This is a genomic window from Salmonella enterica subsp. enterica serovar Typhimurium str. LT2 (assembly GCF_000006945.2).
Taxonomy (GTDB): domain Bacteria; phylum Pseudomonadota; class Gammaproteobacteria; order Enterobacterales; family Enterobacteriaceae; genus Salmonella; species Salmonella enterica.
Genome location: NC_003197.2, coordinates 1,104,155 through 1,125,174 on the forward strand (window position 1 = coordinate 1,104,155; position 21,020 = coordinate 1,125,174).

Genomic DNA, 21,020 nt, shown 5'->3' on the forward strand with positions numbered 1-21,020 from the left:
TCAATTCGTGTAGAATGGAGGTGCCTTAACAGCACCCCGATATATCTGGTTGTTAGGTCCGGTTCGCTTTGGTCGGTTGGACCGGACAGGGCACGCCCGCTTCGGTGGGCGTTTTCTTAATGGATGGTCTGATAAAATTTTTCTGAGTAATCAAGCTTGTAACTTCGGTAATTACCAAACCCTGCTTGTTCTCCATCACTTACCTTGACTGTGAGCAGCGAAATGGCTTTTACAGCACAATGAGGACTGTCGAACTTTCCGAGTACATATCCACCGTCGAGATTTTCGCAATTGAATAAAGCAATGCTCTTATTAACTGCTTTCAGGTTCATTTCGATTTTTACGATTTCCATAATTTCTCCAGTCTTAAATTCAGGGTGTATGAAGCCACGCCAAATTAATGGCGAATTTTTCATTTCATATTTCGGATCTACTATTTAACTTTCGTGCGCCATCTGGTCGTATTCAGCACACTGCCTGGAACAATATTCCTTTTCTTTGCTCGCCAGTTGCGAGCCGTTGCGATAGAGAAGTGTGTTTTTTACTTCTTTGCCTTCATCAATGGATTTGCGGCAGTAACCGCATTGTTTAAGCATCCGGATCTCCTTTCTGCGCCAGCAGGTAGCAGAGGCGGCGGATTAAAACCTCAATCCGGTTGAGCGGGACAGCCTGCTGTCGAGCTGGTCTACGTGCGAAATCAATCATTCTCACCCTCGTTTGCCTTATCGCCGGCCAGCGGAACGTTTTACACCTGACAACGATGCGCTTGTTGTCGATGAAACTAACGATAAAACCAAAGGTTCGATTTGTAAAGCAAAAAGTGCAACTAAAAGTTCTATCTTGGAGCATAAAAATAGCACCTAAAGAGGTGCTACCTGTATGGATGAGTTCTTTGGTTCTATTTTTTGAGGTCGTTAATTAGATCAAAAACGTTGTTCTTCAGCAGATCCATCTCTTGGAGGACTGCTTTTGTATGGAGGATAACACGCAGTTTCTCTGCTTCCGGGAGTTGATTGAAAAGAGAAAGCAATGTTTCTTCTTTTTCATCAAGGACTCTGGGTTTAGGTTCAGCCCTTTCGCCTTCACTTTCATCCCCTGGCTCCATGAAGAACCAATATTCAGGCCTTCCGGTCACCGCCGATAACCTTTTCAAGCGCTCTCCGCTGGCTACAGACGTGCCAGAGGCCCACTTTCTCACAGATGTGTGAGAAAGCATTACGCGCCGTGAGAGGTCAGCCATAGACCAGCCGTTCTCATCCAGAACTTGCTGGATACGCTTGGCGAAAATGGGATGAAGATTTTTGTTCATATTCACATTTTACAACCTTCAGTTTCTTTATTCATTGGAACTATTAGATTGATTTTTGTTGGAACCTAAAGTTTTACGTGATAATCTCCAGCTACCAACTCGTAGAACTGGAGAGCCAAATGGACAACCAATTAAAAATCAAAATCAGTAACCACATGACTCAAATGAGCATCGGCGAACATTTTGGTATCTCGTCTCAAGCTGTAGGCAAGTGGCTGAGAAAAGGAGTAATTCCTCCCCGTCGCATCCTGCCGTTATGTGAAATTCTTGAATGGAAAGTCACTCCTCACGAGATTGACCCAGCAGCATACCCAAACCCAACCGATGGCTTACCAAGCCAAGAGGCATCAGCCAAATAACCATAGAGGATATTTACCCATGGAGAACGCAATTGCACGAAAGTTAGACCCACCAGAAATCAACCCGATTGAGATAGAGAGCGTCCTGCTCAACCGGCTTGCATCAGTAGGGCAGAAATCATACGCCGAGCATATGGGCATCAGCGAGTCGACAGTCAGCAGGCGTAAAGCTGAGGGATATTTCTGCAACATGGCGAAAGAGCTGGCTTTTCTTGGGATTCAGGCCGCGCCACCGGAAGCGGTACTGGTATCCAGAAACTATCTCACAGCAGTAGAGATTCTCGCTGATGCCGGGCTAAAGGCTGAACGAGCCAGGCCGGATGCGCTGGGGTGGGACTGAAAATGGCAGCAACTAAAAAGGCGAAAGCCGCGGTGAGGGGTCACCAACGGCTTTCTGGTGCAAAAACGGTAGGTAATTGCGGAGATGAGTATGTCAAATACCGCTGAAATATACAAATTCCCTGCGCCGATACCGACGCAACAGGAGTGCCGTATGGCTGATCTGGAAAATGGCTATTTACGTTTAGCTAATCAGATCCAGGACGCCTTGTGTATCGTTGAACTATCGGGGCGTGAGTTCCGTGTTTTGAATGCGATTATCCGGCTGACTTATGGCTGGTCGAAAAAATCAGATCGTATTGCCAACAGCCTCATTGCAGATAAGACAACACTGAAGGTAAAGCATGTATCCGAAGCGGTGCTGAGTCTTGCCTATCGTAACATCATTATCCTGCGCCGTATTGGTCAAACAAGATACATAGGGATTAATACAAACCTGGATAAATGGGCTTATTCCAAGCCACATTGCTCAAAATGTCCGGTGTCTTTTCCTGATGATGAAATTGCCACATGGATTATTTCTGTACCTGAAACCAGGGATAGTTATCCCCGAAAAGGGGGAAGGGCATCCCCGAAAACGGGGATAGTTATCCCTGAAAACAGGGATAGCGTTTTACCCCATTCAGCCATCCCTGAAAACGGGGATAGTTATCCCCGAAAAGAGGGAAGGGCATCCCCGAAAACAGGGAACACCAAAGACATTATTCCAAAGACAAATATAAAAGATCTAACCCCCTTTAATCCCCCTAAGGGAAAAGTGAAGTTTGATCCGTTGAGTATTCCTGTTCCCGAATGGCTGAATGCTGCGTCGTGGAACGAATGGGTCACATACCGCCAGCAATCCGGAAAGCCCATAAAAACCGAACTGACGGTAACAAAAGCTTTCAGGCTTCTGAAGGAGTGCCTGGATGAAGGCCACGATCCGGTAAACGTCATCAACACAAGCATTGCCAACGGCTACCAGGGACTATTCAAACCGAAGTTCGCTCTCAACGACCGAAGAGCTGGCAGAGATGTGAACCACATTTCTGCGCCAGACAAAACCATTCCTACCGGATTCAGGGGGTAACGATGAAAAACGTAATCGGTACTGGCAGTGCGCTTGATCGCCTGAAAAGAATTATCCCAGCCAGTGTGCAGCCGAAATTCTCGACTGCTGATGAGTGGCGGGCATGGCAGGAAGCCGAAGGGCGTAAACGCAGTGAAGAGCTTGACAGGATGAATCAGAAATCCCGCACCGAGAAGATTTTCGGGCGATCTGGCATTCAGGATCTCCATCGTAGCTGTACGTTTGCTAACTACGAAGTAAGCGGGGAGGGGCAGCGAAAAGCGTACACGATGGCAAAAAGTTATGCCCAGAACTTCGGTAGTGGATTTGCGAGCTTTGTGTTCAGCGGTGGTCCGGGAACCGGGAAAAACCATCTTGCGGCGGCAATCGGAAATCATCTGCTGGCCGGCGGTCATAGCGTTCTGGTGGTAACTATTCCTGACCTGATGCTCAGGGTTCGTGAGTGCTACGACGGTGGGCAATCAGAAGCGTCCCTGCTTGATGACCTTTGTAAAGTTGACCTGCTGGTACTGGATGAAGTCGGTATTCAGCGCGGAAGCAGTGGTGAGAAGGTCATTCTCAATCAGGTTATCGATCGCCGTCTCTCATCGATGCGACCTGTTGGCGTTCTGACGAATCTTAACCACGAGGGGCTGTTGGATTCACTGGGCGCGAGGGTTATCGATCGCCTCCAGATGGACGGAGGGATGTGGGTGAATTTTGACTGGGAAAGCTACCGGAAAAACGTTAGCCACCTCCGGATTGTGAAATAAGGGGTTAAAAATGGCCCGACCTAAAACACAAAGCGAACGGATGATTATTCTTGAGCGGATTATCGGTCTGGTGAAAGAGCAGGGGCGCATCACGACGAACGACGTCGTTGCGATTTTTGGCGTGCACCGAACCACGGCGGAGAAATATCTGCGTATCGCGCTGGAGCGAGGCGGCTTCATTCGTCATGGCCGCTGCGGCATTTTCCGAGACCAGCGTGCGGTGATTGATTATGACCTCAGGCGATACAGCAGTAGTCAGGTAACGGGATTTTCAGCGCTGCCGGTGCTGGAGAAAAGCCCGGTAATGCAGGTTTATGGAGCATCCAAAATGAGCATCAACAAGGGGGGAGCCCAATGAGCAACATCGACAAACGGGCGCTTCGTGAAGTGGCTGAGAGGGCTACGCCGGGGAATTGGCGCCGCACCTCATCACTGTTCAATGGCATCACGGTAACGCCATTTTCTCTTTGCGGTGAAGAAGTGACGTTGGCCCATACTGTTGAGAAACGTGACGCGGAATTTATTGCCGCCGCTAACCCCGCCACCGTGCTGGCGCTGCTTGACGTGCTCTATGAGTTTGGAGAGGATGAGGTGGCCATCTCTGAATACGTCACAAATCTTGAAGATGCTTTGCGAGTTGCGGCAGCACCTCAGCAGGAGGAATGATAGCTGGTTAAATCCACAGCAGAAAGCAAAAGCATTATTAGGTACAATCACACTAACTTTTTGTTGTTAATTATTTGATGAATTACGAGGATAAGCTCATGTATCAGCGAATGATTTTTGAAGAAGGAAAAGAGCCAAGGTTGTATTCAAGCCAACATGACTCCAAGTTTATCCCAATAAGTAATAACAATGGAAAAGTTCAAAAGGTTCCTGTTATGGAGCTCAAGGATACCAGAGGAGATGTTTTTTATGCTTACAACTATGCTTATTCTGGTAAAAAACCATCAAATGACGAAATCTATAAGGCTATTGATGAGCTAAAGCCAATCGGTGAAAAATTCGAAATGTCTAAGACTATAAGCGATTAGATAAATCTGTTTTCAACATTGCAGCAAAATCACAGGAAGATCGAGACAAAGTTAGCATGGCGATATATGGAAATGTCGGAGCAGAACACCAAGAAGTAAGCGTAATTTGAATGAATGTGAACCCGCCGAGTACGGGTTTTCTTTTATCTGAACCCGCTGCGGCGGGTTTTTTGCCTAAAATGTGATATGAAACAACACACTAGCCTTTGCAAAAAGTGCTATTCACCCCTTGAATATTCTTTCTAACAGGTATACTGTGTTTATATACAGTGGTTGAATGTAGAGGGAATTATGAGAATTGAACTTGTTATCAGCCGGGCAAAACAGCTTCCGGAAGGTGCCGTTCCTGCGCTTGAAAAAGAATTAATTACCCGTCTCCAGAATCAGTATGAAAACTGCAACTTAACCATCCGTCGAGGCAGTCAGGATGGTCTGAGTATCGTCGGTGCTGCTGATGGCGATAAAAAACGTATACAGAGCATTCTGCAGGAAACGTGGGAAAGCGCTGACGACTGGTTTTATTAACATTGCGCTTAATGCTGGCGCGCATTTTTCAGAATATCGCAATTTGCGTATCCCTTTGATGCTGCTGCCGACAATTTTTAACCGCGTCCGTGTGTCGCTCAGGGGGGTTACGTGGCAGAGGGAGTCCTATCAGATCTTGCTGATAATTTGCGGGTGACTATAACTGATGCTAAGGGAATAGAACTTTTGTCTTTTAGACTTGCATCAGGTGATCGCTATATCCTATCAACCCAAAACGGTTCTGTAACAAACCGAAAGCTATCAAGAGATGATTTGTACTGGTCTAAGGATACCATTATGGAAGTTGTCAGAGAGATGGGCTCTAATAATTGACTTAACAATAAGCACGCAATCATAATTATCGCACTGGCCTGAACAACCAGTAACCTGACAATTATGCGCCACGGAGAATACCATGGCGCACGAATTACAACTCATCAAGCAGTCATCTGGAATTCTGATCCCCGCTACGCCGGAGACCAGCGAAATTCTGCAGTCAAAAATTAAACTCGGTGCCGTGCTGGTGGCTGAGTTCCGTCAGGTTAGGAATCCTGCATTCCATCGCCGCTTTTTCGCGTTGCTTAATCTTGGGTTTGAATACTGGGAACCCACCGGCGGCACCATTTCTGCCAATGAACGCAAACTGGTAAACGGTTATGCAAAGTTTCTCGCTGCATATGGCGGGAATGAGAGCGCATTACTGGATGCGGCTGAACAGTATCTGGAACAGATTGCAAACCGCCGGGTAACAAACGGAATTAGCCTCTGTAAATCTTTCGATGCATACCGCGCATGGGTGACGGTTGAGGCTGGCCACTATGACGCCATCCAGTTACCGGACGGCACCCTTCGCAAACATCCCCGCAGCATCGCTTTTTCCAGCATGGATGAGGTCGAATTTCAGCAGTTGTATAAATCCGCGCTTGATGTGCTCTGGCGGTGGATTTTATCACGTACATTTCGTACTCAGCGCGAGGCGGAGAACGCCGCCGCCCAGCTAATGAGCTTTGCGGGGTGATGGCGATGAAATACTCCTGGTTCCATCATCACGACTGCACAACCGAGCAGGCCGACACGCTGATATCGGATTATCAGAAGCGGGGCGTAAGGACAGAAAAGAGCCTGAACCCTGACTTCATTACCTGGACTGTCAGCGCGAAATTACCTGAATATGCACACCGGGTGCGGACGCCAAAATCCTTACGCCAAAAGGTCTGGGGGTGAACATGGCTAAATTACCGCGCCGTAAGTGCGCAAACAAAGAATGCCGCCAGTGGTTTCACCCGATACGCGAGGGGCAGATCGTTTGCTCGTACCAGTGCGCCAGCGCCGTCGGCAAAGAACAGACCAGAAAAGCTCGCGAAGCCGCGCAACGTAAGGCGCAATCCCTTCAGCGCGCCGCTGAGAAAAAAGAACGCGCCGCCTGGCGCCAGCGGAAAGCCGCGGTTAAGCCGCTGAAACACTGGATTGACTTGACGCAGCGCGCCGTAAATGACATTTGCCGCGAAACCGAACTGGCAGAAGGACTCGGTTGCATCTCCTGTGGAACGAAGACGGCATTCGCATGGCATGCAGGCCATTACAGGAGTACGGCCGCCGCCGGGCATCTGCGCTTCACTCGCTTCAACATCCATCTTCAGTGTGATGTCTACAACGTCTACAAATCAGGGAACATCGAAGCATATCGTGCCGCGCTGGTTGAGCGTTACGGGGAGGCGGCGGTGCTGGCACTCGAGAACAATAACACCCCGCACCGCTGGACGGTCGAGGAGCTGAAGGAAATCAGGCTCGCGGCACTGGCGGATCTGCGTGCGCTAAAAAAGCTGGAGGCCGCATGAAACCAGAACTGATCGAGATACTCCGCATGCGCTGGTTGCGTCTCCGAATTTATCGATACCGGGGATCTTTTCCTGTGGCATATCGCATTCTTCGTAATTACGTCCGCATTGAAGCAAAACGGGAGCATCGAAATGAATCTTGAGTCCTTACCGAAATATTTTTCACCTAAATCCATGATGCCCGGCGCAGTACCATGCGGAATAACGTCTGATACGCTGACTATTACTGACGTAATGGCATCTCTCGGGCTACTTACTGCAAAAGCCGCAGTGGGTATTGAATTGTATCTGGCAAAAGCCGGGGTTTTATCTTCTGAAAATATCATCGCCTACATCAGGCAATTAGCAGAGCAGCGTGCAGAACGGCATGGGGCATTACGGAAAATGGAAAAGGGTAAGCGCTCAAAATTTCTCGACACTATGGCGCGTTATGTATTTCGCGATTATTCCCTCAGTGCGGCCAGCTTGGTGACGTGCAGTAGCTGTCATGGTGCTAAATTAATTGATGCTGAGGTTTTCACGAACAAGGTTACTTACCCGGATGGTAAGCCACCAAAATGGGTAAAAGATACGAAAGGTATTTCTCCGTCCGACTGGGAGGTGTGGAAATCAGTTCGTGAGCAGGTGCGCGTAGTGTGTAAGGCGTGTGATGGCAAAGGCCATGTGAAAAATGAATGTCGTTGCCGGGGACGCGGAGAAATTCTCGATAAGAAAAAATCTGAGTTGCAGGGCGTGCCGGTTTATAAAAAATGCCCAAGATGCAAGGGAAGAGGCTACCCACGTCTCAAAGATACCGAGATTTTTAAAGCACTAGGAGTAACGGAAATGGTATGGCGGTACAACTATAAACTGTTTTTCGATCGGCTGGTGGAGCATTGCCATATTGAGGAATCGTATGCAGAAAAGGTTCTGGGAAACGTGACTCGATGACCAAAATAATTTAGCTATTGCAAAATTAACGGAAAATGGCTAATCTGATTCCAACGATGGGTTATTATGCCTGTGACGTTACAAGAATTAAGAACCTCGCCTCGGCGGGGTTTTTGTTTTTTTTGGTGGTATATTCCCTTGGTGTCAAATCACAGGGGGGGCGATATGGGGTTCTATTACGTTTTTCAATACAAGCCGAAAGGGATGTCGTCGGGTAAGCATTTAAATGTTTCCGAGGAGTTTTCGGACCGGAATGAGGCAAAGAGAGCGAAGTCCAGGCACATGATTAATGATCCAGATTGTGTCTTCTCGGGAATCGTGCAGGCTGATTCGCCGGCAGCGGTACTTCAAGAAGTACAGGCTGAATCTCTTAATAGGCTTTAACGGATTTAACTTGGCAGTATCCACATTACCAATTTCATTAGGTCGCTTCGGCGGCCTTTTTCTTTTTCAGGCACCGGGCATCATCCGCTACGTGCTTGGTTGATAAATCCAGCCCGTGAAGCCTGCCCCTTTCATCACACACTGCGCCATCCGAGCTATCGGAGGTGAGGCTTATGAAAATGCACAACGATCCCCATTCAATGGACTCACAATCTATTTTTGCTGGCTCACAATTACTGCCAATGGAAAAAACTTCTCATTTGGCTCTGAGCGTCGGATTTCGCTCTCACTTAGCGTGAGTCCACGTCCGATTTCAGTTGCAGTTATTGTGAGCCAAAATTTGCGCTGATTGCGAGTCTGACTTTTTTCGATTGTGAGTCGTTACAGATAGCCGCCGGGCCAGACACCACAACGGTACCAGGTGGCGTTATGTGCTAGAAACCGAAATTCTTGAACATCTCATTACTACTCATATCGTTGGCTGGCGCACGGTTCATCGACTCCATCTGCTTAATCAACCCTATGCTAGCACCAACAGGCCCCCCGACGCTGAAACCGACGCTGCTGGAGCGGGTTTTGCTGGTGCTACTGCTGTGGGTTTGACTACGGGTGTTACAGTTGCTTTGGTGTGTCCGTGTGAGACCATTTTCGTTGAGCTGGCTATCTTCACTTTGGGTGCAGTTTCCCTGTGACTGGCTGTGACTGTCTCCTGTGGTGTGGTTGCGGCTATCCGTGTGCCACTCGCTATAGCCTCCCGCCGGCGCAATGATTCCGACCGATGTACCGTGGGTGGCATAGGGAGGCATGACCATGCCACTACAGCCACCGAGCAGTAACGCGGTGCCGACGATAAAAATGAACTTACCCAGAGCGGTGTTTTTCATTAGTTCCTACCTATTTCTTCTCGTTGGTTATTTCTATGCCCTGCCTTGGCAGGGCTCGCTATTATTCATTCTTCAACTGTGAGATCAAGTTATTTTAATTAAATCGGTATTATTCTTAATTGTGTTCTTTATGAATAAATATCCTCCGGCTATGCCGGAGGATATTTATTATTTCCTCTCATAACTGAGAGGCCCCACACAACCAGAGGGGGATGAATGTCCGAATCGATTTCTGGTACTGGGTTAGCAGGTGGCATCCTGACAGGAGCCAGTGTCTATGGACTGCTGACCTGTATTAGCTCAGACCTGAACTGGTTACTGTGTTGTAGCATCGTGGGATTTTGCATTTTTTGATGAGTGTCAATTACTAAATTCGTAGGCGATTCTTGGTGGTGATGTGTGACCCATCTCTTTTAAAATGATATTGGTATACTCGACTACCGGGCCTCTTGGATTACTGTCTTCTTTGTCCTGAAGGTGAGTCAACGCGTGTACAACTTCATGAATAAATGAGCGTGTTGTATCAAATTGTTGTGGGCCATCATTACTTTCATAGTACTCTGGTATTGAATCATCGTCTGTATCATCCAGGTTGAGGGCAATCACTTTTCTGCCTTCTGAACTCTCCAGGTCCTCATCAGTTACGGTAGTACCAAAGTTTTCTCCGGCTCCCAGCAACCAGCGTTGTTCTACATCATGCAATTCCTGGTCGTAGGCATAATTCATCAGTCTGCGGAATGTCCCGCTTTGAGTGTATGCATCTTCAAGTATGCGTGATAGCACCTCACGGCATTCATCATAGGTATCATCATCAATTTCGATATCAGGATCCATTCCTCCTGGTCCAGAGATAAGGTATTCAGCAAGACACATTGGTTCCAGCCTGGCTTTATCATCGGTAGCAAGACCATCATGTTGGAGGCGTAATTGCGAAGGATTATCTTGGTGTTCTGGAAGGTCTGGAAATACCTTGCTGTCATGAGGATGGGATAATCCATATGTTGACATCATATTATTGATAAATATTGGTTTAATTCCCGTTGGCATGATGAGTTACACATCCTTTTTATTACATGGAATTAACATTCTATAAATAGCATGTTTTTGTCAAACAGAATTCACTCAGCACGCAATCAATTAAACTAAAAGCTAAATTTGCAGTATTTGTGCCTCACCTCCATTAAAATTGTACTCTGCGTGATTTTACTTTCAGATTCTGCAACCACAGGCAATCCTGTTTTACAAGATATTAAACCCTGCAACCCAACCATTTCACTCACTCTAGTTACCATCCGAAATCATCGGAGGTGAGGCTTATGAAAATGAATGACAAGACTCCTGAATTCTGGGCTGCGGTTTTGACCGGACTCAAAAATGCGTGGCCCCAGATACTTGGGGCGTTAATGGCCGGACTCATTGCCTACGGCCGACTGATATACGACGGCGCCACCCGTAAAAATAAATGGCTTGAGGGCGTCCTGTGTGGCGCTCTTTCCTTATGTGTCACCAGTGCGCTTGATGTGGTAGGCCTGCCGGTTTCCATTTCGCCTTTCGTTGGCGGAATTATTGGCTTTGTCGGTGTGGACAAGCTGCGCGAAATCGCAATTAGCGCACTCAAAAAACGTGCAGGGGTTAATGATGAGAATCAGTGAAAAAGGCATTACCCTAATCAAAGAGTTTGAAGGTTGTAGCCTGACAGCTTATCCGGACCCGGGAACGGGGGGAGATCCCTGGACGATTGGTTATGGCTGGACCCACTCTGTTGACGGTAAGCCAGTTAAGCCCGGAATGATGATTGACGAGGCTACTGCCGAGCGCTTGCTTAACACTGGTTTAGTCGGTTATGAAAATGATGTGTCCAGACTGGTTAAGGTCAAGTTGACGCAAGGCCAGTTTGATGCGCTGGTGTCGTTCGCGTACAACCTCGGCGCCCGGACATTATCCTCATCAACTCTGCTGCGGAAGCTAAACGCTGGTGATTACGCTGGCGCCGCTGATGAGTTCCTGCGCTGGAATAAGGCTGGTGGCAAAGTACTGAACGGGCTTACCCGTCGGCGTGAGGCGGAGCGTGCTCTGTTCCTGTCATGATGTTCAACTGGAAAACGATGTTTGTTGGCCTGTTGCTTGTCTCGCTAATTGTTGCCGGTCGGCTGGCAAATCACTACCGAAATAACGCCATCACCTACAAAGAGCAGCGCGATACCGTTACTCATAGGCTGACGCTGGCGAACGCGACAATTACCGACATGACTAAGCGCCAGCGTGACGTTGCCGCCCTCGATGAAAAATACACGAAGGAATTAGCCGATGCGAAAGCTGAGAATGATGCTTTGCGCGATGATGTTGCCGCTGGCCGCCGTCGCCTGTACGTCAACGCAACATGCCCCGCAGTGCCGACAGGTAAATCCACCTCCACCGCCCGCATGGATAATGCAGCCAGCCCCAGACTGGCAGACTCCGCTCAACGGGATTATTTCGCCCTCAAAGAGCGAGTGAAGACGATGCAAAAGCAACTGGAAGGGGCGCAGGCGTACATTCGCACCCAATGCCACGGTAATGCAGGAAAAACTAGTAACCAATGGTGACTGTATTAAAAAGGTACTCCCGGGCAGGGGGCGCCACGGGTGGCTTCGGGCTCGCGGGAATCGGCTGATTTTTGATTTTTTAGTCTCTGTCAGCACTGAAAAATAACCTTAAAAATCAATACATTTACTGTTTTCAGTGTCGAAGTGGTACGTTTTTTGTTCGACACTGAACGCCATTTTCACCGTATACAGGAAAAGAGCACGACTGTGGATCAGGAAATTAAAAGCCTCGAATTAAACATCACACAGCTTTCGGCCATCACTGGTGCACACCGACAGACCATCGCCAGCAGGCTGAAGGGCGTAAAAACCTCAGGTGGGAACGGTAGTAACCTGAAAATCTACCGGCTGGTGGATATTCTGACCGCCATGATGACGATGCCGGCTGTTACCGGGGAGAATGACCCCAATAAGATGAAACCCTCAGATCGACGGGCATGGTTTCAGTCGGAAATGACGCGTATTGAGCTGGAAAAGGAGATGAGAACTCTGATCCCGGCCAGCGAGGTGCTGAGCGTTTATGCTGTCATGGCAAAAACGGTCGTCAAGACACTGGAGATACTGCCGGACTTACTGGAAAGGGATGCGGCATTGCCGCCTGATGCGCTGGAAATGACGCAAAAAATTATTGATCAACTCAGGGAAGATCTGGCCAGCATGACATACCAGGCCTGCGCGGATGCTATAAACGGAGATGATGATGACAACGGTGACGAAGGGCAAGAGGAAGAGCAGGAATAGTTTAGCCTCTGCCGTTGTTGCCGGATGTGATATCTCATCGATGTTCAGGCCGCCGCGCAGGATGAAAATATCGGATGCGGTCAGAAAATATATGCGCGTACCACGCGATGCGGGAAATTCTGTGGCATGGGAATCCACCCTGACCCCCTATGTGGTGGAAGCCATGAACTGCCTGTCATCACGCAGCTACGATGCCGTGGTATTTGTCGCCCCGGCAAGAACCGGTAAGACGCTGGGGCTGATTGACGGCTGGATTTCCTACAATATTGTCTGCGATCCGTCTGACATGCTGGTGGTTCAGATGACTCAGGACAAGGCGCAGGAGCACTCAAAGCGGCGTCTGGCAAAGATGTTTCGCCACAGTCCGGCGATAGCAAGAAGACTCAGCCCTCACCGTAACGATAATAATGTGCATGATAAAACGTTTCGTGATGGCTCGTTTCTGAAAATTGGCTGGCCATCAATCAATGTTTTTTCGTCTTCGGATTTTAAATGTGTGGCGCTGACTGACTACGATCGGTTCCCCGAAGATGTTGATGGTGAGGGGGATGCATTCTCGCTGGCGTCGAAGCGTACCACAACGTTTATGTCGCTGGGTATGACACTGGTGGAGAGCTCGCCGGGGCGGGAAATTACCGATACCAGATGGAAACCGTCATCACCGCACGAAGCACCGCCGACCACAGGAATACTTTCCCTGTACAACCGTGGCGATCGTCGTCGCTGGTACTGGCCGTGTCCGCATTGTGGCGAATATTTTCAGCCATCAATGGCGAATATGACCGGCTATCGCCATATTGCCGACCCTATGGAGGCCAGTGAAGCAGCGCGGATTCAGTGCCCACACTGCCATAAGTTGACTGAACCACAGCAGAAGCGTGAGCTGAATAATCGTGGCGTCTGGTTGCGGGAAGGTCAGCACATTGACCGCGACGGCAATATTACCGGCGAAGCCCGCCGCTCACGTATCGCCAGTTTCTGGATGGAGGGACCGGCGGCGGCTTATCAGACCTGGGCGCAACTGGTTTACAAGCTGCTGACCGCCGAAGAGGAATACGAACGAACCGGCAGCGAGGAAACCCTGAAAGCCGTCATCAATACGGACTGGGGATTACCCTATCAGTCCCGTCGCTCGCTGGAGGCACGCAGCGGTGACGCGCTGATGGCACGCGCTGAGGACGTATCAAAACGTACCGTTTCTGACGGGGTGCGTTTTATTGTGGCAACCGTTGACGTACAGGGCGGTAAAAAGCGGCGCTTTGTGGTCCAGGTAGTGGGCTATGGCGCATATGGTGAACGCTGGATCATTGACCGCTACAACATCCGTTATTCCCTGAGAGTGAATGAGGATGGCGAAAGCCAGCCTGTCAATCCGGCTGCAAGACCGGAAGACTGGGATTTGCTGAAAACGGATGTGCTGGAAAAGACGTATCCGCTGGCGGCAGATCCTGAACAGTTTATGCCGGTACTGGCAATGGCGGTGGACTCAGGCGGTGAAGACGGTGTTACCGATAATGCCTACGCGTTCTGGCGAAGGTGTAAGCGAAAAGGCGTTGCCGGGCGCGTTTATCTGTTCAAGGGAGACAGTACCCGACGCGAGAAGCTGATCACCAAAACCTATCCCGATAACACCGAACGCTCAGAACGTCGGGCAAAAGCCAGGGGGGATGTGCCGTTGTATCTGTTACAGACCAATGCCCTGAAAGACAGGGTAGCTGCCGCACTGGAGCGTGAGGAGCCGGGGGCGAATTACATTCATTTTCCTGACTGGCTGGGGCCGTGGTTCTACGAGGAACTGACCTATGAAGAGCGCAGCGCAGACGGAAAGTGGAAAAAACCGGGACGCGGTAATAACGAGGCGCTCGATCTGATGTGTTACGCCCACGCGCTGGCTATTCTCCGTGGCTATGAGCGAATCAACTGGGAAAAACCACCAGGATGGGCTCGCTTACCGGAAAAAGACGCCGCAAAAACCACGCAGCCTGTTGAGGTTCGCCAGCAGGAGCAACACGAAGGAGGAGAGAAAGCCGTGAAAGCCAGGAAGAAAAAAATTTTACCCGCCTGGGGCGGTGGTTCCGGAGGAGGGTGGTTATGACCAGGGCAGGGCTACAGGAGTTGTACAACGCCTATCTGGAGGCCGAGCTTGCTGTACTGAAAGGCAAGTCCATCATGCTTAACGGTCAGTCAATGACAATGGAAAGCCTGGAGGAAATCAGGAAGGGGCGCCGCGAGATTGAAGACAGGTTACAGCGGTTAAATAATCCGCGACGGCTTTTCACCCGGGCGAGGTTGTCATGAATTTTATCGATAAAGCTATCAGCATGATGTCGCCGGGATGGGCTGTATCAAGACTCCGATCGCGGGCAGTAATAAAAGCTTACGAGGCTGCAATACCCACCCGGACACATAAAATTAAGCGTGAAAACCGCAACGCCAATCAACTAAACCAGATTGCCGGAAAGTCCCTGCGGGAGCAGGCCCGCTGGTTCGATAACAATCACGATCTGGTGGTGGGGGCGCTCGATAAGATGGAAGAGCGCGTTATCGGGGCTAAGGGGATCATCGTTGAGCCACAACCACTGACGGTGGCCGGAACGCTGAATAACGCGCTGGCGGAACAAATCCGCGCCAGATGGGCAGAGTGGTCCGTGTCGCCGGACGTGACCGGACAATATACGCGCCCGGTACTGGAGCGCCTTTTGTTACGCACATGGTTGCGGGACGGGGAGGTGTTCTCCCAGATGGTGGCGGGAAAAATGCCGGGGCTTGAGCCGGTGGCGGGCGTACCGTTCTGGCTTGAGGCGATGGAACCGGATTATGTCCCGATGGAACAGACGGACAGTACAAATAATCTGATTCAGGGGATCTATTTTAACGACTGGCAAAGGCCAAAAAGTTACATCGTCTGTAAATCCTGGCCGGGATTTGCCACCGCTATGGTGGCCACCAAGCTTATCGATGCAGAAAATATGCTGCATCTTAAATTCACCCGTCGCCTGAATCAGGCGCGGGGCGTCACGCTGCTGGCGCCGGTTATTATCCGGCTGCTGGATCTGAAGGAGTATGAGGACAGTGAAAGGCTGGCCGCGCGTATTTCGGCGGCTTTTGCCATGTTTATCCGGCGCAGTGACGCAATGGTACAGGATGGTGACGCGCCAGATTATGCGGATAAAGACCGCGATCTGGATATTGAACCCGGCACCATTCTGAAAGACCTGTTGCCGGGAGAGGATATCGGCACCATCAAATCTGACAGGCCAAATGCCAACCTGGAGTCTTTCCGTATGGGGCAACTGCGGGCGGTTGCCGCAGGTGTACGCGGAAGTTTTTCTTCTATTGCTAGAAACTACGACGGCACCTACAGCGCCCAGCGTCAGGAGCTGGTGGAGGCTCAGGAGGGATACGCCATTCTACAGGATAATTTTATTGCTGCCGTCAGTCGCCCGGTTTACCGGCGATGGCTGGCGACGGCGATTACGGCGGGTGTGATAGATGTGCCGACGGACACGGACATGGCGACCCTGTTTAATGCCGTGTATTCCGGTCCGGTTATGCCGTGGATAGATCCGCTGAAAGAGGCGAATGCCTGGAGGATACTGATACGCGGCGGGGCGGCAACAGAGAGTGACTGGGTGCGTGCCCGTGGCGGCGCACCTGCTGAAGTGAAACGCCGCCGTAAGGCGGAAATTGACGAAAACCGTAAGCTGGGACTGGTATTTGATACTGATCCGGCACATGACCCGGGGGAACAGGATAATGCCGGAAGTGAAGACAACAGTGGCGGCGATAAAAATGCCGCCGGTGATGACAGCAGGGAACGGACGCGGGGAGGGAAGCAGTAATAGCTGGTATTCCATCAGGGCTGCAGCCAATAACACGGCGGAAGTCCGCATTTATGACGAGATTGGTGGATGGGGAATTTCGGCTCGCTGGTTTGCAGAAGAACTGGCTGCACTGGGACAGATTAACCGGATAAATCTGCATATTCATTCACCTGGCGGAGCAGTACTGGACGGAATAGCCATTTATAACCTCCTGAAAAATCATCCGGCGCAAAAAACGGTGTATATCGATGGAATGGCCTGCTCAATGGCATCCGCTATTGCGATGGTAGGTAATCCCATCATTATGCCGGAAAACGCCATGATGATGATTCATAAGCCGCGCGGAGTGGCGGGGGGTGAGGCGGAGGATATCCGGGAATATGCTGACCTGCTTGACAAGATCGAAAGCGTCATTATCCCCATCTATACCGAAAAAACTGGAAAAACGCCTGAAGATATTGCTGCCATGCTGGCAAAGGAGACCTGGATGAGCGGCGCGGAGTGCGTCAGTGAAGGGTTTGCCGACAAACTGATACAGCCTGTAAAAGCAATGGCCTGTATTCATTCAAAACGTGTTGAGGAGTTTGAGCATATGCCACAGAGCATTAAAGGTATGATTATCGCCCCGCAGGGCAATGCAGGCGCGCAACCGCAGCCACAGGCAAAAGCCCCTGAGTCACAGATTCAGTCGCAGGCTCAGTCGCTGGTGACTGTAGATGAAAATGCCATTCGCGCACGCCTGCAGGAAGAACAGCGTAACCGTATCACCGGCATTCAGAATGTGTTTTCACTTTCCGGCGATCGTTATGCCTCGCTGATGGCAAAGTGCATTGCTGATGTGGATTGCTCTCTGGAAATGGCGAAGGACAGACTGTTGGCCGAGATGGCGAAAGGTATTACGCCGACTAACCAGCTGAATGGTCCGCAGAATCGCGCAGAGTTTCATGCCGGGATGTATACCGGAAACGGTAATATTACCGGCGACGCCGTTCGCGCTGCCGTGATGGCCCGCGCAGGCTATGAAGAAGCGCAGAAGGATAACCCGTACAACTGTATGACCCTGCGTGAACTGGCGCGAATTTCGCTGGTGGCGAGGGGTACAGGCGTGTCCAGCATGAATCCCATGCAGATGATCGGCATGGCATTTACGCACAGCACCTCCGATTTCGGTAACATTCTGCTGGATGTTGCAAACAAGTCCATTCTGCAGGGCTGGCAGGAAGCGCCGGAAACCTTCGATGCCTGGACCAAAAAAGGACAGTTGTCTGATTTCAGGATTGCGCACCGTGTGGGTATGGGGGGATTCAGTTCACTGCGTCAGGTTCGTGAAGGAGCGGAATACAAATACGTCACCACAGGGGATAAACAGGCGACCATTGCGCTCGCTACCTATGGGGAGCTGTTCAGCATTACCCGCCAGGCCATCATCAATGATGATATGAATATGCTGACGGATGTCCCGATGAAGCTGGGACGTGCGGCAAAAGCCACCATTGCCGATCTGGTTTATGACGTTCTCATCAGTAACCAGAAACTGTCCAGTGATAATGTGGCGCTGTTTGACAAGACGAAACACGCAAACGTCCTTGAAAAAGCCGTTATGGATGTGGCGTCCCTGGATAAAGCGCGCCAGCTAATGCGGATGCAGAAAGAGGGCGATCGCCACCTCAATATCCGTCCGGCATTTGTACTGGTGCCGACGGCGATGGAGTCTGTTTCAAATCAGGTGATTAAATCTGTCAGTGTCAAGGGGGCGGATATTAACGCCGGGATCATTAACCCGGTGAAAGATTTCGCCACGGTGATCGCGGAGCCTCGTCTTGATGACGCCAGTCAGTCCACTTTCTATCTTACTGCAGCAAAAGGCAGCGATACCGTTGAGGTGGCTTACCTTAACGGCGTGGATGAGCCGTATATCGACCAGCAGGAAGGATTCACGGTGGATGGCGTAACCACGAAAGTTCGTATTGATGCGGGCGTTGCGCCGGTGGATTATCGCGGCATGGTGAAATGCACCGTATAACCCACTAAAAGCAGACATTAAGCGATACGGCCCTGACGGGCTTTTTTTATACCTGAAATCCGGCACGGCGTGCCGGAAAGGAGAATAACCGTGGCTAAGAATTACGTGGAAGACGGCAAAACGATTGAAATTGTGGCGACCACGTCACTAAAGAGCGGAGATCTGGTACAGGTCGGCGATATGTTCGCTGTGGCTGTTACCGATATTGCCGCCGGGAGCGCCGGAACCGGCATCGCAGAAGGGGTATTCAGCATACCAAAACTGACAACAGAGGATATTGCCGTCGGGAAAAAAGTGTATCTGAAGGATAACGTGGTTCAGACGGATGCAACCGGCAGCCTGCCGTATGTCGGGGTGGTATGGGCGCCAGCGGCAAACGGTGATGAAACCGTTCCGGTAAAAATTAATGGCTGACCTTTTTGACGGGATGAAAAGGCGCATGGATGCACTTATCGCAGAACGCTTCGGCATGAAGGTCAACATCAACGGGACTGACTGCATAGTGGTGGAGTCTGATTTTCTGGCTGAACTGGGGCCTGTTGAAGGAAACGGAAAAAACGTAGTGGTGTTTTCAGGCAACGTTATCCCGCGCCGGGGAGACAGGGTGGTACTGCGGGGCAGTGAGTTTACCGTGACCCGTATCCGGCGTTTTAACGGTAAGCCACAACTGACTCTGGAGGAGAACAATGGAGGTAAAGGGGCTTAAAGAGGCCATTTCAGTACTTAAAGAACTTGATCGTGGATATGTGACCCGGGCAAAAATTCGGGCCATTAACCGGGTGGCAAAACGGGTGGTCAGCGTGTCAGTTCGCAGTGCTGCTGCTTTGGTGGTGGCCGGAGACAACCGACGGCAGGGTATTCCCGTCAGAACGGTAAGACGTCGCGCCAGAGTCAGGCTGGCCAGAGCGGACAAGCCTTTTGCCAACATTTATGTGAACTGTGATCCGCTGACTGCCATCAGGTTACTGAGTTCGCCACCATCAACCCCGATGAGGGGGAGAAAAGGTAAGCCGCTACGTATAGGAAAATACCGTTTTGACCGGGGGTTTATTGCGCAGGCTCCGAACGGATGGTGGCAGGTATTTGAGCGTTCCGGTGCCGGAAGATACCCACTTAATGTGGTGAAAATCCCGGTTGCTGATGCATTGCGCCATGCGTTCAACACGCAGGTTGTTTTACAGATGAAAACGGAGATGCCCAAAGAGCTGAAGCATGAAATCAGTTATGAACTGAGGAGATTCACTAAAAAATGACCCGACACAGTGCAGTACGGCAGGCCATTATTGCCGCATTAAAAAAGACCGATGATGGCTCCACCACGTTTTTTGACGGTCGTCCGGTCGTGGTGGAGGAGGATGAGTTACCTGCGGTGGCGGTGTACCTGAGTGATGCTCAGTATACCGGTCCTGAGGTGGACGGTGATATCTGGAGCGCGGTGCTACATGTGGAAGTATTTCTGAAAGCCACTGCACCGGACAGCGCCCTGGATGAACAGATGGAGAACAGGGTGTATCCGGCACTGGGGAGCGTGGCGGGACTGGGTGACATCATCCGGACAATGTCGGCGCAGGGGTATAACTATCAGCGAGACGATGAAATGGCGATGTGGGGGTCAGCCGATCTGAGTTACGACATCACCTATTCCATGTAGAGGAAAAGAGAATGACAGACACGACAATTCCTAATCCACTTGCGCCGGTAAAAGGCGCAAATACCACATTCTGGATGTACAACAGCGAGGGTGATCCGTTCGCCAGCCCGCTAAGTGATAATAACTGGCTGAGGCTGGCAAACGTAAAAGACCTGCAGCCGGGAGAACTGACGGCAGATGCAGAAGATAATAACTATCTTGATGACGAGAACGCTGACTGGAAAAGTACCACACAGGGACAGAAGTCTGCCGGGGATACTTCTGTGACGCTGGCGTGGAAGCCAGGTGAGGACGTACAGAAAAAGCTTATTCAACTGTTCACGACCGGGCAGAAGCGCGGATTCCGGATCAAGTATCCGAACGGCACTGTTGATGTGTTCAGAGGCTGGGTGAGCTCGCTGGGGAAAACGGTGCAGAGTAAGGATGAGATCGCCCGTACAGTAAAAATTACCAGTGTGGGCCGTCCGTACATGGCTGAAGAGGATGCACCGGAAGTGGTTAGTGTTACCGGACTGACAGTGGAACCGACAAATGCCACCGTGAAGGTCGGCGCCACAACAGCGGTTACGTTCACGGTGAAACCGGATAACGTGACAGATAAATCACTGCGTATCGCAACGTCAGATCCGACTACAGCCACCGTCACGCAGGCGGAAAATATTGCCACTGTAAAAGGTGTTAAGGCAGGTACAGTGAAAATTATTGGCATGACAACAGACGGTAATTTTACCGCTATTGCGGATATTACTGTTCAGGCATAACCCACCTCTCGT

General features: G+C 50.4%; 29 protein-coding genes and 26 other annotated features. Of the genes, 24 read left to right on the forward strand and 5 right to left on the reverse strand.

Going from position 1 to position 21,020, the window contains the following annotated elements; genetic code table 11:
• Positions 1–116 precede the first annotated feature (116 nt).
• The 3 genes from STM1010 to STM1012 all read right to left on the reverse strand — a co-directional run bounded on the left by STM1010 (position 117) and on the right by STM1012 (position 1,314).
• Positions 117–416, reverse strand: a complete 300-nt coding sequence (locus STM1010; protein NP_459985.1) for a Gifsy-2 prophage protein — start codon at positions 414–416, stop codon at positions 117–119.
• A gap of 172 nt (positions 417–588) precedes the next feature.
• Positions 589–855, reverse strand: a protein-coding gene (locus tag STM1011; RefSeq protein NP_459986.1) for a Gifsy-2 prophage protein. Within the gene, positions 589–849 belong to an annotated coding region; the region does not span the whole gene.
• Positions 850–855: a ribosome-binding site (putative RBS for STM1011; RegulonDB:STMS1H001293), on the reverse strand. It overlaps the preceding gene by 6 nt.
• 43 nt (positions 856–898) lie before the next feature.
• Positions 899–1,314, reverse strand: a protein-coding gene (locus STM1012; RefSeq protein NP_459987.1) for a Gifsy-2 prophage putative regulatory protein. Within the gene, positions 899–1,309 belong to an annotated coding region; the region does not span the whole gene.
• Positions 1,309–1,314 (reverse strand) — a ribosome-binding site (putative RBS for STM1012; RegulonDB:STMS1H001294). It overlaps the preceding gene by 6 nt.
• Positions 1,315–1,633: 319 nt before the next feature.
• On the opposite strand from STM1012, the gene STM1013 reads away from it, so the two are divergent.
• From STM1013 to STM1024, 12 genes are all read left to right on the forward strand, one after another.
• Positions 1,634–2,008 (forward strand): Gifsy-2 prophage putative regulatory protein, encoded by a 375-nt coding sequence (locus tag STM1013; protein NP_459988.1) that lies wholly within the window; start codon positions 1,634–1,636, stop codon positions 2,006–2,008.
• 78 nt (positions 2,009–2,086) lie between these two features.
• Positions 2,087–2,092, forward strand: a ribosome-binding site (putative RBS for STM1014; RegulonDB:STMS1H001295).
• Positions 2,087–3,076 (forward strand): Gifsy-2 prophage putative regulatory protein gene (locus STM1014; protein ID NP_459989.1). Within the gene, positions 2,093–3,076 belong to an annotated coding region; the region does not span the whole gene. (Overlaps the previous feature by 6 nt.)
• Positions 3,067–3,072: a ribosome-binding site (putative RBS for STM1015; RegulonDB:STMS1H001296), on the forward strand. (Overlaps the previous gene by 6 nt.)
• Positions 3,067–3,828 (forward strand): Gifsy-2 prophage ATPase involved in DNA replication initiation gene (locus STM1015; protein ID NP_459990.1). Within the gene, positions 3,079–3,828 belong to an annotated coding region; the region does not span the whole gene. The genes STM1014 and STM1015 overlap by 10 nt, the downstream gene beginning before the upstream one ends.
• Positions 3,829–3,832: 4 nt before the next feature.
• Positions 3,833–3,838 (forward strand) — a ribosome-binding site (putative RBS for STM1016; RegulonDB:STMS1H001297).
• Positions 3,833–4,186 (forward strand): Gifsy-2 prophage protein gene (locus STM1016; RefSeq protein ID NP_459991.1). Within the gene, positions 3,839–4,186 belong to an annotated coding region; the region does not span the whole gene. Its footprint overlaps the feature before it by 6 nt.
• Positions 4,177–4,182, forward strand: a ribosome-binding site (putative RBS for STM1017; RegulonDB:STMS1H001298). It overlaps the preceding gene by 6 nt.
• Positions 4,177–4,494 (forward strand): Gifsy-2 prophage protein gene (locus STM1017; protein ID NP_459992.1). Within the gene, positions 4,183–4,494 belong to an annotated coding region; the region does not span the whole gene. Before STM1016 ends, STM1017 begins: the two co-directional genes overlap by 10 nt.
• A 77-nt stretch (positions 4,495–4,571) precedes the next feature.
• A complete protein-coding gene (locus STM1018) occupies positions 4,572–4,862 on the forward strand; it encodes a Gifsy-2 prophage protein (RefSeq protein ID NP_459993.1) in 291 nt (96 codons plus the stop codon).
• A 285-nt stretch (positions 4,863–5,147) separates the two neighbouring features.
• Positions 5,148–5,153, forward strand: a ribosome-binding site (putative RBS for STM1019; RegulonDB:STMS1H001299).
• The gene (locus tag STM1019; RefSeq protein ID NP_459994.1) for a Gifsy-2 prophage protein occupies positions 5,148–5,387 on the forward strand. Within the gene, positions 5,154–5,387 belong to an annotated coding region; the region does not span the whole gene. (Overlaps the previous feature by 6 nt.)
• Positions 5,388–5,796: 409 nt before the next feature.
• Positions 5,797–5,802: a ribosome-binding site (putative RBS for STM1020; RegulonDB:STMS1H001300), on the forward strand.
• The gene (locus STM1020) for a Gifsy-2 prophage protein (RefSeq protein ID NP_459995.1) occupies positions 5,797–6,405 on the forward strand. Within the gene, positions 5,803–6,405 belong to an annotated coding region; the region does not span the whole gene. (Overlaps the previous feature by 6 nt.)
• A gap of 202 nt (positions 6,406–6,607) precedes the next feature.
• Positions 6,608–6,613 (forward strand) — a ribosome-binding site (putative RBS for STM1021; RegulonDB:STMS1H001301).
• Positions 6,608–7,225, forward strand: a protein-coding gene (locus STM1021) for a Gifsy-2 prophage protein (RefSeq protein ID NP_459996.1). Within the gene, positions 6,614–7,225 belong to an annotated coding region; the region does not span the whole gene. Its footprint overlaps the feature before it by 6 nt.
• 118 nt (positions 7,226–7,343) lie before the next feature.
• Positions 7,344–7,349, forward strand: a ribosome-binding site (putative RBS for STM1022; RegulonDB:STMS1H001302).
• The gene (locus STM1022; RefSeq protein ID NP_459997.1) for a Gifsy-2 prophage putative molecular chaperone, DnaJ family occupies positions 7,344–8,155 on the forward strand. Within the gene, positions 7,358–8,155 belong to an annotated coding region; the region does not span the whole gene. Its footprint overlaps the feature before it by 6 nt.
• Positions 8,156–8,217: 62 nt before the next feature.
• Positions 8,218–8,223, forward strand: a ribosome-binding site (putative RBS for STM1023; RegulonDB:STMS1H001303).
• The gene (locus tag STM1023) for a Gifsy-2 prophage protein (protein NP_459998.1) occupies positions 8,218–8,539 on the forward strand. Within the gene, positions 8,222–8,539 belong to an annotated coding region; the region does not span the whole gene. (Overlaps the previous feature by 6 nt.)
• 166 nt (positions 8,540–8,705) lie before the next feature.
• Positions 8,706–8,711 (forward strand) — a ribosome-binding site (putative RBS for STM1024; RegulonDB:STMS1H001304).
• Positions 8,706–8,838 (forward strand): Gifsy-2 prophage protein gene (locus STM1024; protein NP_459999.1). Within the gene, positions 8,713–8,838 belong to an annotated coding region; the region does not span the whole gene. (Overlaps the previous feature by 6 nt.)
• 135 nt (positions 8,839–8,973) lie before the next feature.
• On the opposite strand, the gene STM1025 is transcribed toward STM1024, so the two are convergent.
• The gene (locus tag STM1025; protein ID NP_460000.1) for a Gifsy-2 prophage protein occupies positions 8,974–9,429 on the reverse strand. Within the gene, positions 8,974–9,423 belong to an annotated coding region; the region does not span the whole gene.
• Positions 9,424–9,429: a ribosome-binding site (putative RBS for STM1025; RegulonDB:STMS1H001305), on the reverse strand. (Overlaps the previous gene by 6 nt.)
• Positions 9,430–9,783: 354 nt before the next feature.
• Positions 9,784–10,302 (reverse strand): Gifsy-2 prophage protein gene (locus STM1026; protein NP_460001.1). Within the gene, positions 9,784–10,296 belong to an annotated coding region; the region does not span the whole gene.
• Positions 10,297–10,302 (reverse strand) — a ribosome-binding site (putative RBS for STM1026; RegulonDB:STMS1H001306). It overlaps the preceding gene by 6 nt.
• A gap of 520 nt (positions 10,303–10,822) precedes the next feature.
• Positions 10,823–10,828 (forward strand) — a ribosome-binding site (putative RBS for STM1027; RegulonDB:STMS1H001307).
• Between STM1026 and STM1027 the strand changes: the two genes are divergently transcribed.
• The 12 genes from STM1027 to STM1038 all read left to right on the forward strand — a co-directional run bounded on the left by STM1027 (position 10,823) and on the right by STM1038 (position 21,008).
• Positions 10,823–11,075, forward strand: a protein-coding gene (locus STM1027; RefSeq protein ID NP_460002.1) for a Gifsy-2 prophage protein. Within the gene, positions 10,827–11,075 belong to an annotated coding region; the region does not span the whole gene. It overlaps the preceding feature by 6 nt.
• Positions 11,050–11,055 (forward strand) — a ribosome-binding site (putative RBS for STM1028; RegulonDB:STMS1H001308). It overlaps the preceding gene by 6 nt.
• Positions 11,050–11,511 (forward strand): Gifsy-2 prophage lysozyme gene (locus STM1028; protein NP_460003.1). Within the gene, positions 11,059–11,511 belong to an annotated coding region; the region does not span the whole gene. The genes STM1027 and STM1028 overlap by 26 nt, the downstream gene beginning before the upstream one ends.
• 11 nt (positions 11,512–11,522) lie before the next feature.
• Positions 11,523–11,528 (forward strand) — a ribosome-binding site (putative RBS for STM1029; RegulonDB:STMS1H001309).
• Positions 11,523–12,008 (forward strand): Gifsy-2 prophage protein gene (locus STM1029; RefSeq protein ID NP_460004.1). Within the gene, positions 11,529–12,008 belong to an annotated coding region; the region does not span the whole gene. (Overlaps the previous feature by 6 nt.)
• A 199-nt stretch (positions 12,009–12,207) precedes the next feature.
• Positions 12,208–12,213: a ribosome-binding site (putative RBS for STM1030; RegulonDB:STMS1H001310), on the forward strand.
• Positions 12,208–12,749 (forward strand): Gifsy-2 prophage protein gene (locus STM1030; protein ID NP_460005.1). Within the gene, positions 12,216–12,749 belong to an annotated coding region; the region does not span the whole gene. Its footprint overlaps the feature before it by 6 nt.
• Positions 12,700–12,705, forward strand: a ribosome-binding site (putative RBS for STM1031; RegulonDB:STMS1H001311). (Overlaps the previous gene by 6 nt.)
• The gene (locus STM1031) for a Gifsy-2 prophage protein (protein NP_460006.1) occupies positions 12,700–14,844 on the forward strand. Within the gene, positions 12,706–14,844 belong to an annotated coding region; the region does not span the whole gene. Before STM1030 ends, STM1031 begins: the two co-directional genes overlap by 50 nt.
• Before the next feature lie 427 nt (positions 14,845–15,271).
• Positions 15,272–15,277: a ribosome-binding site (putative RBS for STM1032; RegulonDB:STMS1H001312), on the forward strand.
• Positions 15,272–16,591 (forward strand): Gifsy-2 prophage protein gene (locus STM1032; protein ID NP_460007.1). Within the gene, positions 15,278–16,591 belong to an annotated coding region; the region does not span the whole gene. Its footprint overlaps the feature before it by 6 nt.
• Positions 16,508–16,513, forward strand: a ribosome-binding site (putative RBS for STM1033; RegulonDB:STMS1H001313). Its footprint overlaps the gene before it by 6 nt.
• The gene (locus STM1033) for a Gifsy-2 prophage Clp protease-like protein (RefSeq protein NP_460008.1) occupies positions 16,508–18,596 on the forward strand. Within the gene, positions 16,515–18,596 belong to an annotated coding region; the region does not span the whole gene. The genes STM1032 and STM1033 overlap by 84 nt, the downstream gene beginning before the upstream one ends.
• 83 nt (positions 18,597–18,679) lie before the next feature.
• Positions 18,680–18,685 (forward strand) — a ribosome-binding site (putative RBS for STM1034; RegulonDB:STMS1H001314).
• The gene (locus tag STM1034) for a Gifsy-2 prophage putative RecA/RadA recombinase (RefSeq protein NP_460009.1) occupies positions 18,680–19,010 on the forward strand. Within the gene, positions 18,687–19,010 belong to an annotated coding region; the region does not span the whole gene. Its footprint overlaps the feature before it by 6 nt.
• Positions 18,998–19,003 (forward strand) — a ribosome-binding site (putative RBS for STM1035; RegulonDB:STMS1H001315). (Overlaps the previous gene by 6 nt.)
• Positions 18,998–19,302, forward strand: a protein-coding gene (locus STM1035; RefSeq protein NP_460010.1) for a Gifsy-2 prophage ATP-binding sugar transporter-like protein. Within the gene, positions 19,003–19,302 belong to an annotated coding region; the region does not span the whole gene. Before STM1034 ends, STM1035 begins: the two co-directional genes overlap by 13 nt.
• Positions 19,275–19,280 (forward strand) — a ribosome-binding site (putative RBS for STM1036; RegulonDB:STMS1H001316). Its footprint overlaps the gene before it by 6 nt.
• The gene (locus STM1036; protein NP_460011.1) for a Gifsy-2 prophage probable minor tail protein occupies positions 19,275–19,849 on the forward strand. Within the gene, positions 19,283–19,849 belong to an annotated coding region; the region does not span the whole gene. The genes STM1035 and STM1036 overlap by 28 nt, the downstream gene beginning before the upstream one ends.
• Positions 19,838–19,843 (forward strand) — a ribosome-binding site (putative RBS for STM1037; RegulonDB:STMS1H001317). (Overlaps the previous gene by 6 nt.)
• Positions 19,838–20,247 (forward strand): Gifsy-2 prophage probable minor tail protein gene (locus tag STM1037; protein ID NP_460012.1). Within the gene, positions 19,846–20,247 belong to an annotated coding region; the region does not span the whole gene. Before STM1036 ends, STM1037 begins: the two co-directional genes overlap by 12 nt.
• A gap of 4 nt (positions 20,248–20,251) precedes the next feature.
• Positions 20,252–20,257, forward strand: a ribosome-binding site (putative RBS for STM1038; RegulonDB:STMS1H001318).
• Positions 20,252–21,008 (forward strand): Gifsy-2 prophage probable major tail protein gene (locus STM1038; protein NP_460013.1). Within the gene, positions 20,259–21,008 belong to an annotated coding region; the region does not span the whole gene. It overlaps the preceding feature by 6 nt.
• Positions 21,009–21,020: the final 12 nt, after the last annotated feature.

What these genes read in the sequence shown, in the direction of transcription:
- STM1027 (NP_460002.1), top strand. Translation starts at nt 10,827, where the DNA reads ATGGCCGGACTCATTGCCTACGGCCGACTGATATACGACGGCGCCACC.
- STM1036 (NP_460011.1), top strand. Translation starts at nt 19,283, where the DNA reads ATGGAGGTAAAGGGGCTTAAAGAGGCCATTTCAGTACTTAAAGAACTT.
- STM1037 (NP_460012.1), top strand. Translation starts at nt 19,846, where the DNA reads ATGACCCGACACAGTGCAGTACGGCAGGCCATTATTGCCGCATTAAAA.
- STM1038 (NP_460013.1), top strand. Translation starts at nt 20,259, where the DNA reads ATGACAGACACGACAATTCCTAATCCACTTGCGCCGGTAAAAGGCGCA.
- STM1017 (NP_459992.1), top strand. Translation starts at nt 4,183, where the DNA reads ATGAGCAACATCGACAAACGGGCGCTTCGTGAAGTGGCTGAGAGGGCT.
- STM1015 (NP_459990.1), top strand. Translation starts at nt 3,079, where the DNA reads ATGAAAAACGTAATCGGTACTGGCAGTGCGCTTGATCGCCTGAAAAGA.
- STM1012 (NP_459987.1), bottom strand. Translation starts at nt 1,309, where the DNA reads ATGAACAAAAATCTTCATCCCATTTTCGCCAAGCGTATCCAGCAAGTT.
- STM1019 (NP_459994.1), top strand. Translation starts at nt 5,154, where the DNA reads ATGAGAATTGAACTTGTTATCAGCCGGGCAAAACAGCTTCCGGAAGGT.
- STM1021 (NP_459996.1), top strand. Translation starts at nt 6,614, where the DNA reads ATGGCTAAATTACCGCGCCGTAAGTGCGCAAACAAAGAATGCCGCCAG.
- STM1018 (NP_459993.1), top strand. Translation starts at nt 4,572, where the DNA reads ATGAATTACGAGGATAAGCTCATGTATCAGCGAATGATTTTTGAAGAA.
- STM1023 (NP_459998.1), top strand. Translation starts at nt 8,222, where the DNA reads ATGCCTGTGACGTTACAAGAATTAAGAACCTCGCCTCGGCGGGGTTTT.
- STM1010 (NP_459985.1), bottom strand. Translation starts at nt 416, where the DNA reads ATGAAAAATTCGCCATTAATTTGGCGTGGCTTCATACACCCTGAATTT.
- STM1024 (NP_459999.1), top strand. Translation starts at nt 8,713, where the DNA reads ATGAAAATGCACAACGATCCCCATTCAATGGACTCACAATCTATTTTT.
- STM1020 (NP_459995.1), top strand. Translation starts at nt 5,803, where the DNA reads ATGGCGCACGAATTACAACTCATCAAGCAGTCATCTGGAATTCTGATC.
- STM1031 (NP_460006.1), top strand. Translation starts at nt 12,706, where the DNA reads ATGATGACAACGGTGACGAAGGGCAAGAGGAAGAGCAGGAATAGTTTA.
- STM1013 (NP_459988.1), top strand. Translation starts at nt 1,634, where the DNA reads ATGGCTTACCAAGCCAAGAGGCATCAGCCAAATAACCATAGAGGATAT.
- STM1022 (NP_459997.1), top strand. Translation starts at nt 7,358, where the DNA reads ATGAATCTTGAGTCCTTACCGAAATATTTTTCACCTAAATCCATGATG.
- STM1032 (NP_460007.1), top strand. Translation starts at nt 15,278, where the DNA reads ATGGAAGAGCGCGTTATCGGGGCTAAGGGGATCATCGTTGAGCCACAA.
- STM1014 (NP_459989.1), top strand. Translation starts at nt 2,093, where the DNA reads ATGAGTATGTCAAATACCGCTGAAATATACAAATTCCCTGCGCCGATA.
- STM1025 (NP_460000.1), bottom strand. Translation starts at nt 9,423, where the DNA reads ATGAAAAACACCGCTCTGGGTAAGTTCATTTTTATCGTCGGCACCGCG.
- STM1011 (NP_459986.1), bottom strand. Translation starts at nt 849, where the DNA reads ATGCTCCAAGATAGAACTTTTAGTTGCACTTTTTGCTTTACAAATCGA.
- STM1026 (NP_460001.1), bottom strand. Translation starts at nt 10,296, where the DNA reads ATGTGTCTTGCTGAATACCTTATCTCTGGACCAGGAGGAATGGATCCT.
- STM1035 (NP_460010.1), top strand. Translation starts at nt 19,003, where the DNA reads ATGGCTGACCTTTTTGACGGGATGAAAAGGCGCATGGATGCACTTATC.
- STM1016 (NP_459991.1), top strand. Translation starts at nt 3,839, where the DNA reads ATGGCCCGACCTAAAACACAAAGCGAACGGATGATTATTCTTGAGCGG.
- STM1028 (NP_460003.1), top strand. Translation starts at nt 11,059, where the DNA reads ATGATGAGAATCAGTGAAAAAGGCATTACCCTAATCAAAGAGTTTGAA.
- STM1029 (NP_460004.1), top strand. Translation starts at nt 11,529, where the DNA reads ATGTTTGTTGGCCTGTTGCTTGTCTCGCTAATTGTTGCCGGTCGGCTG.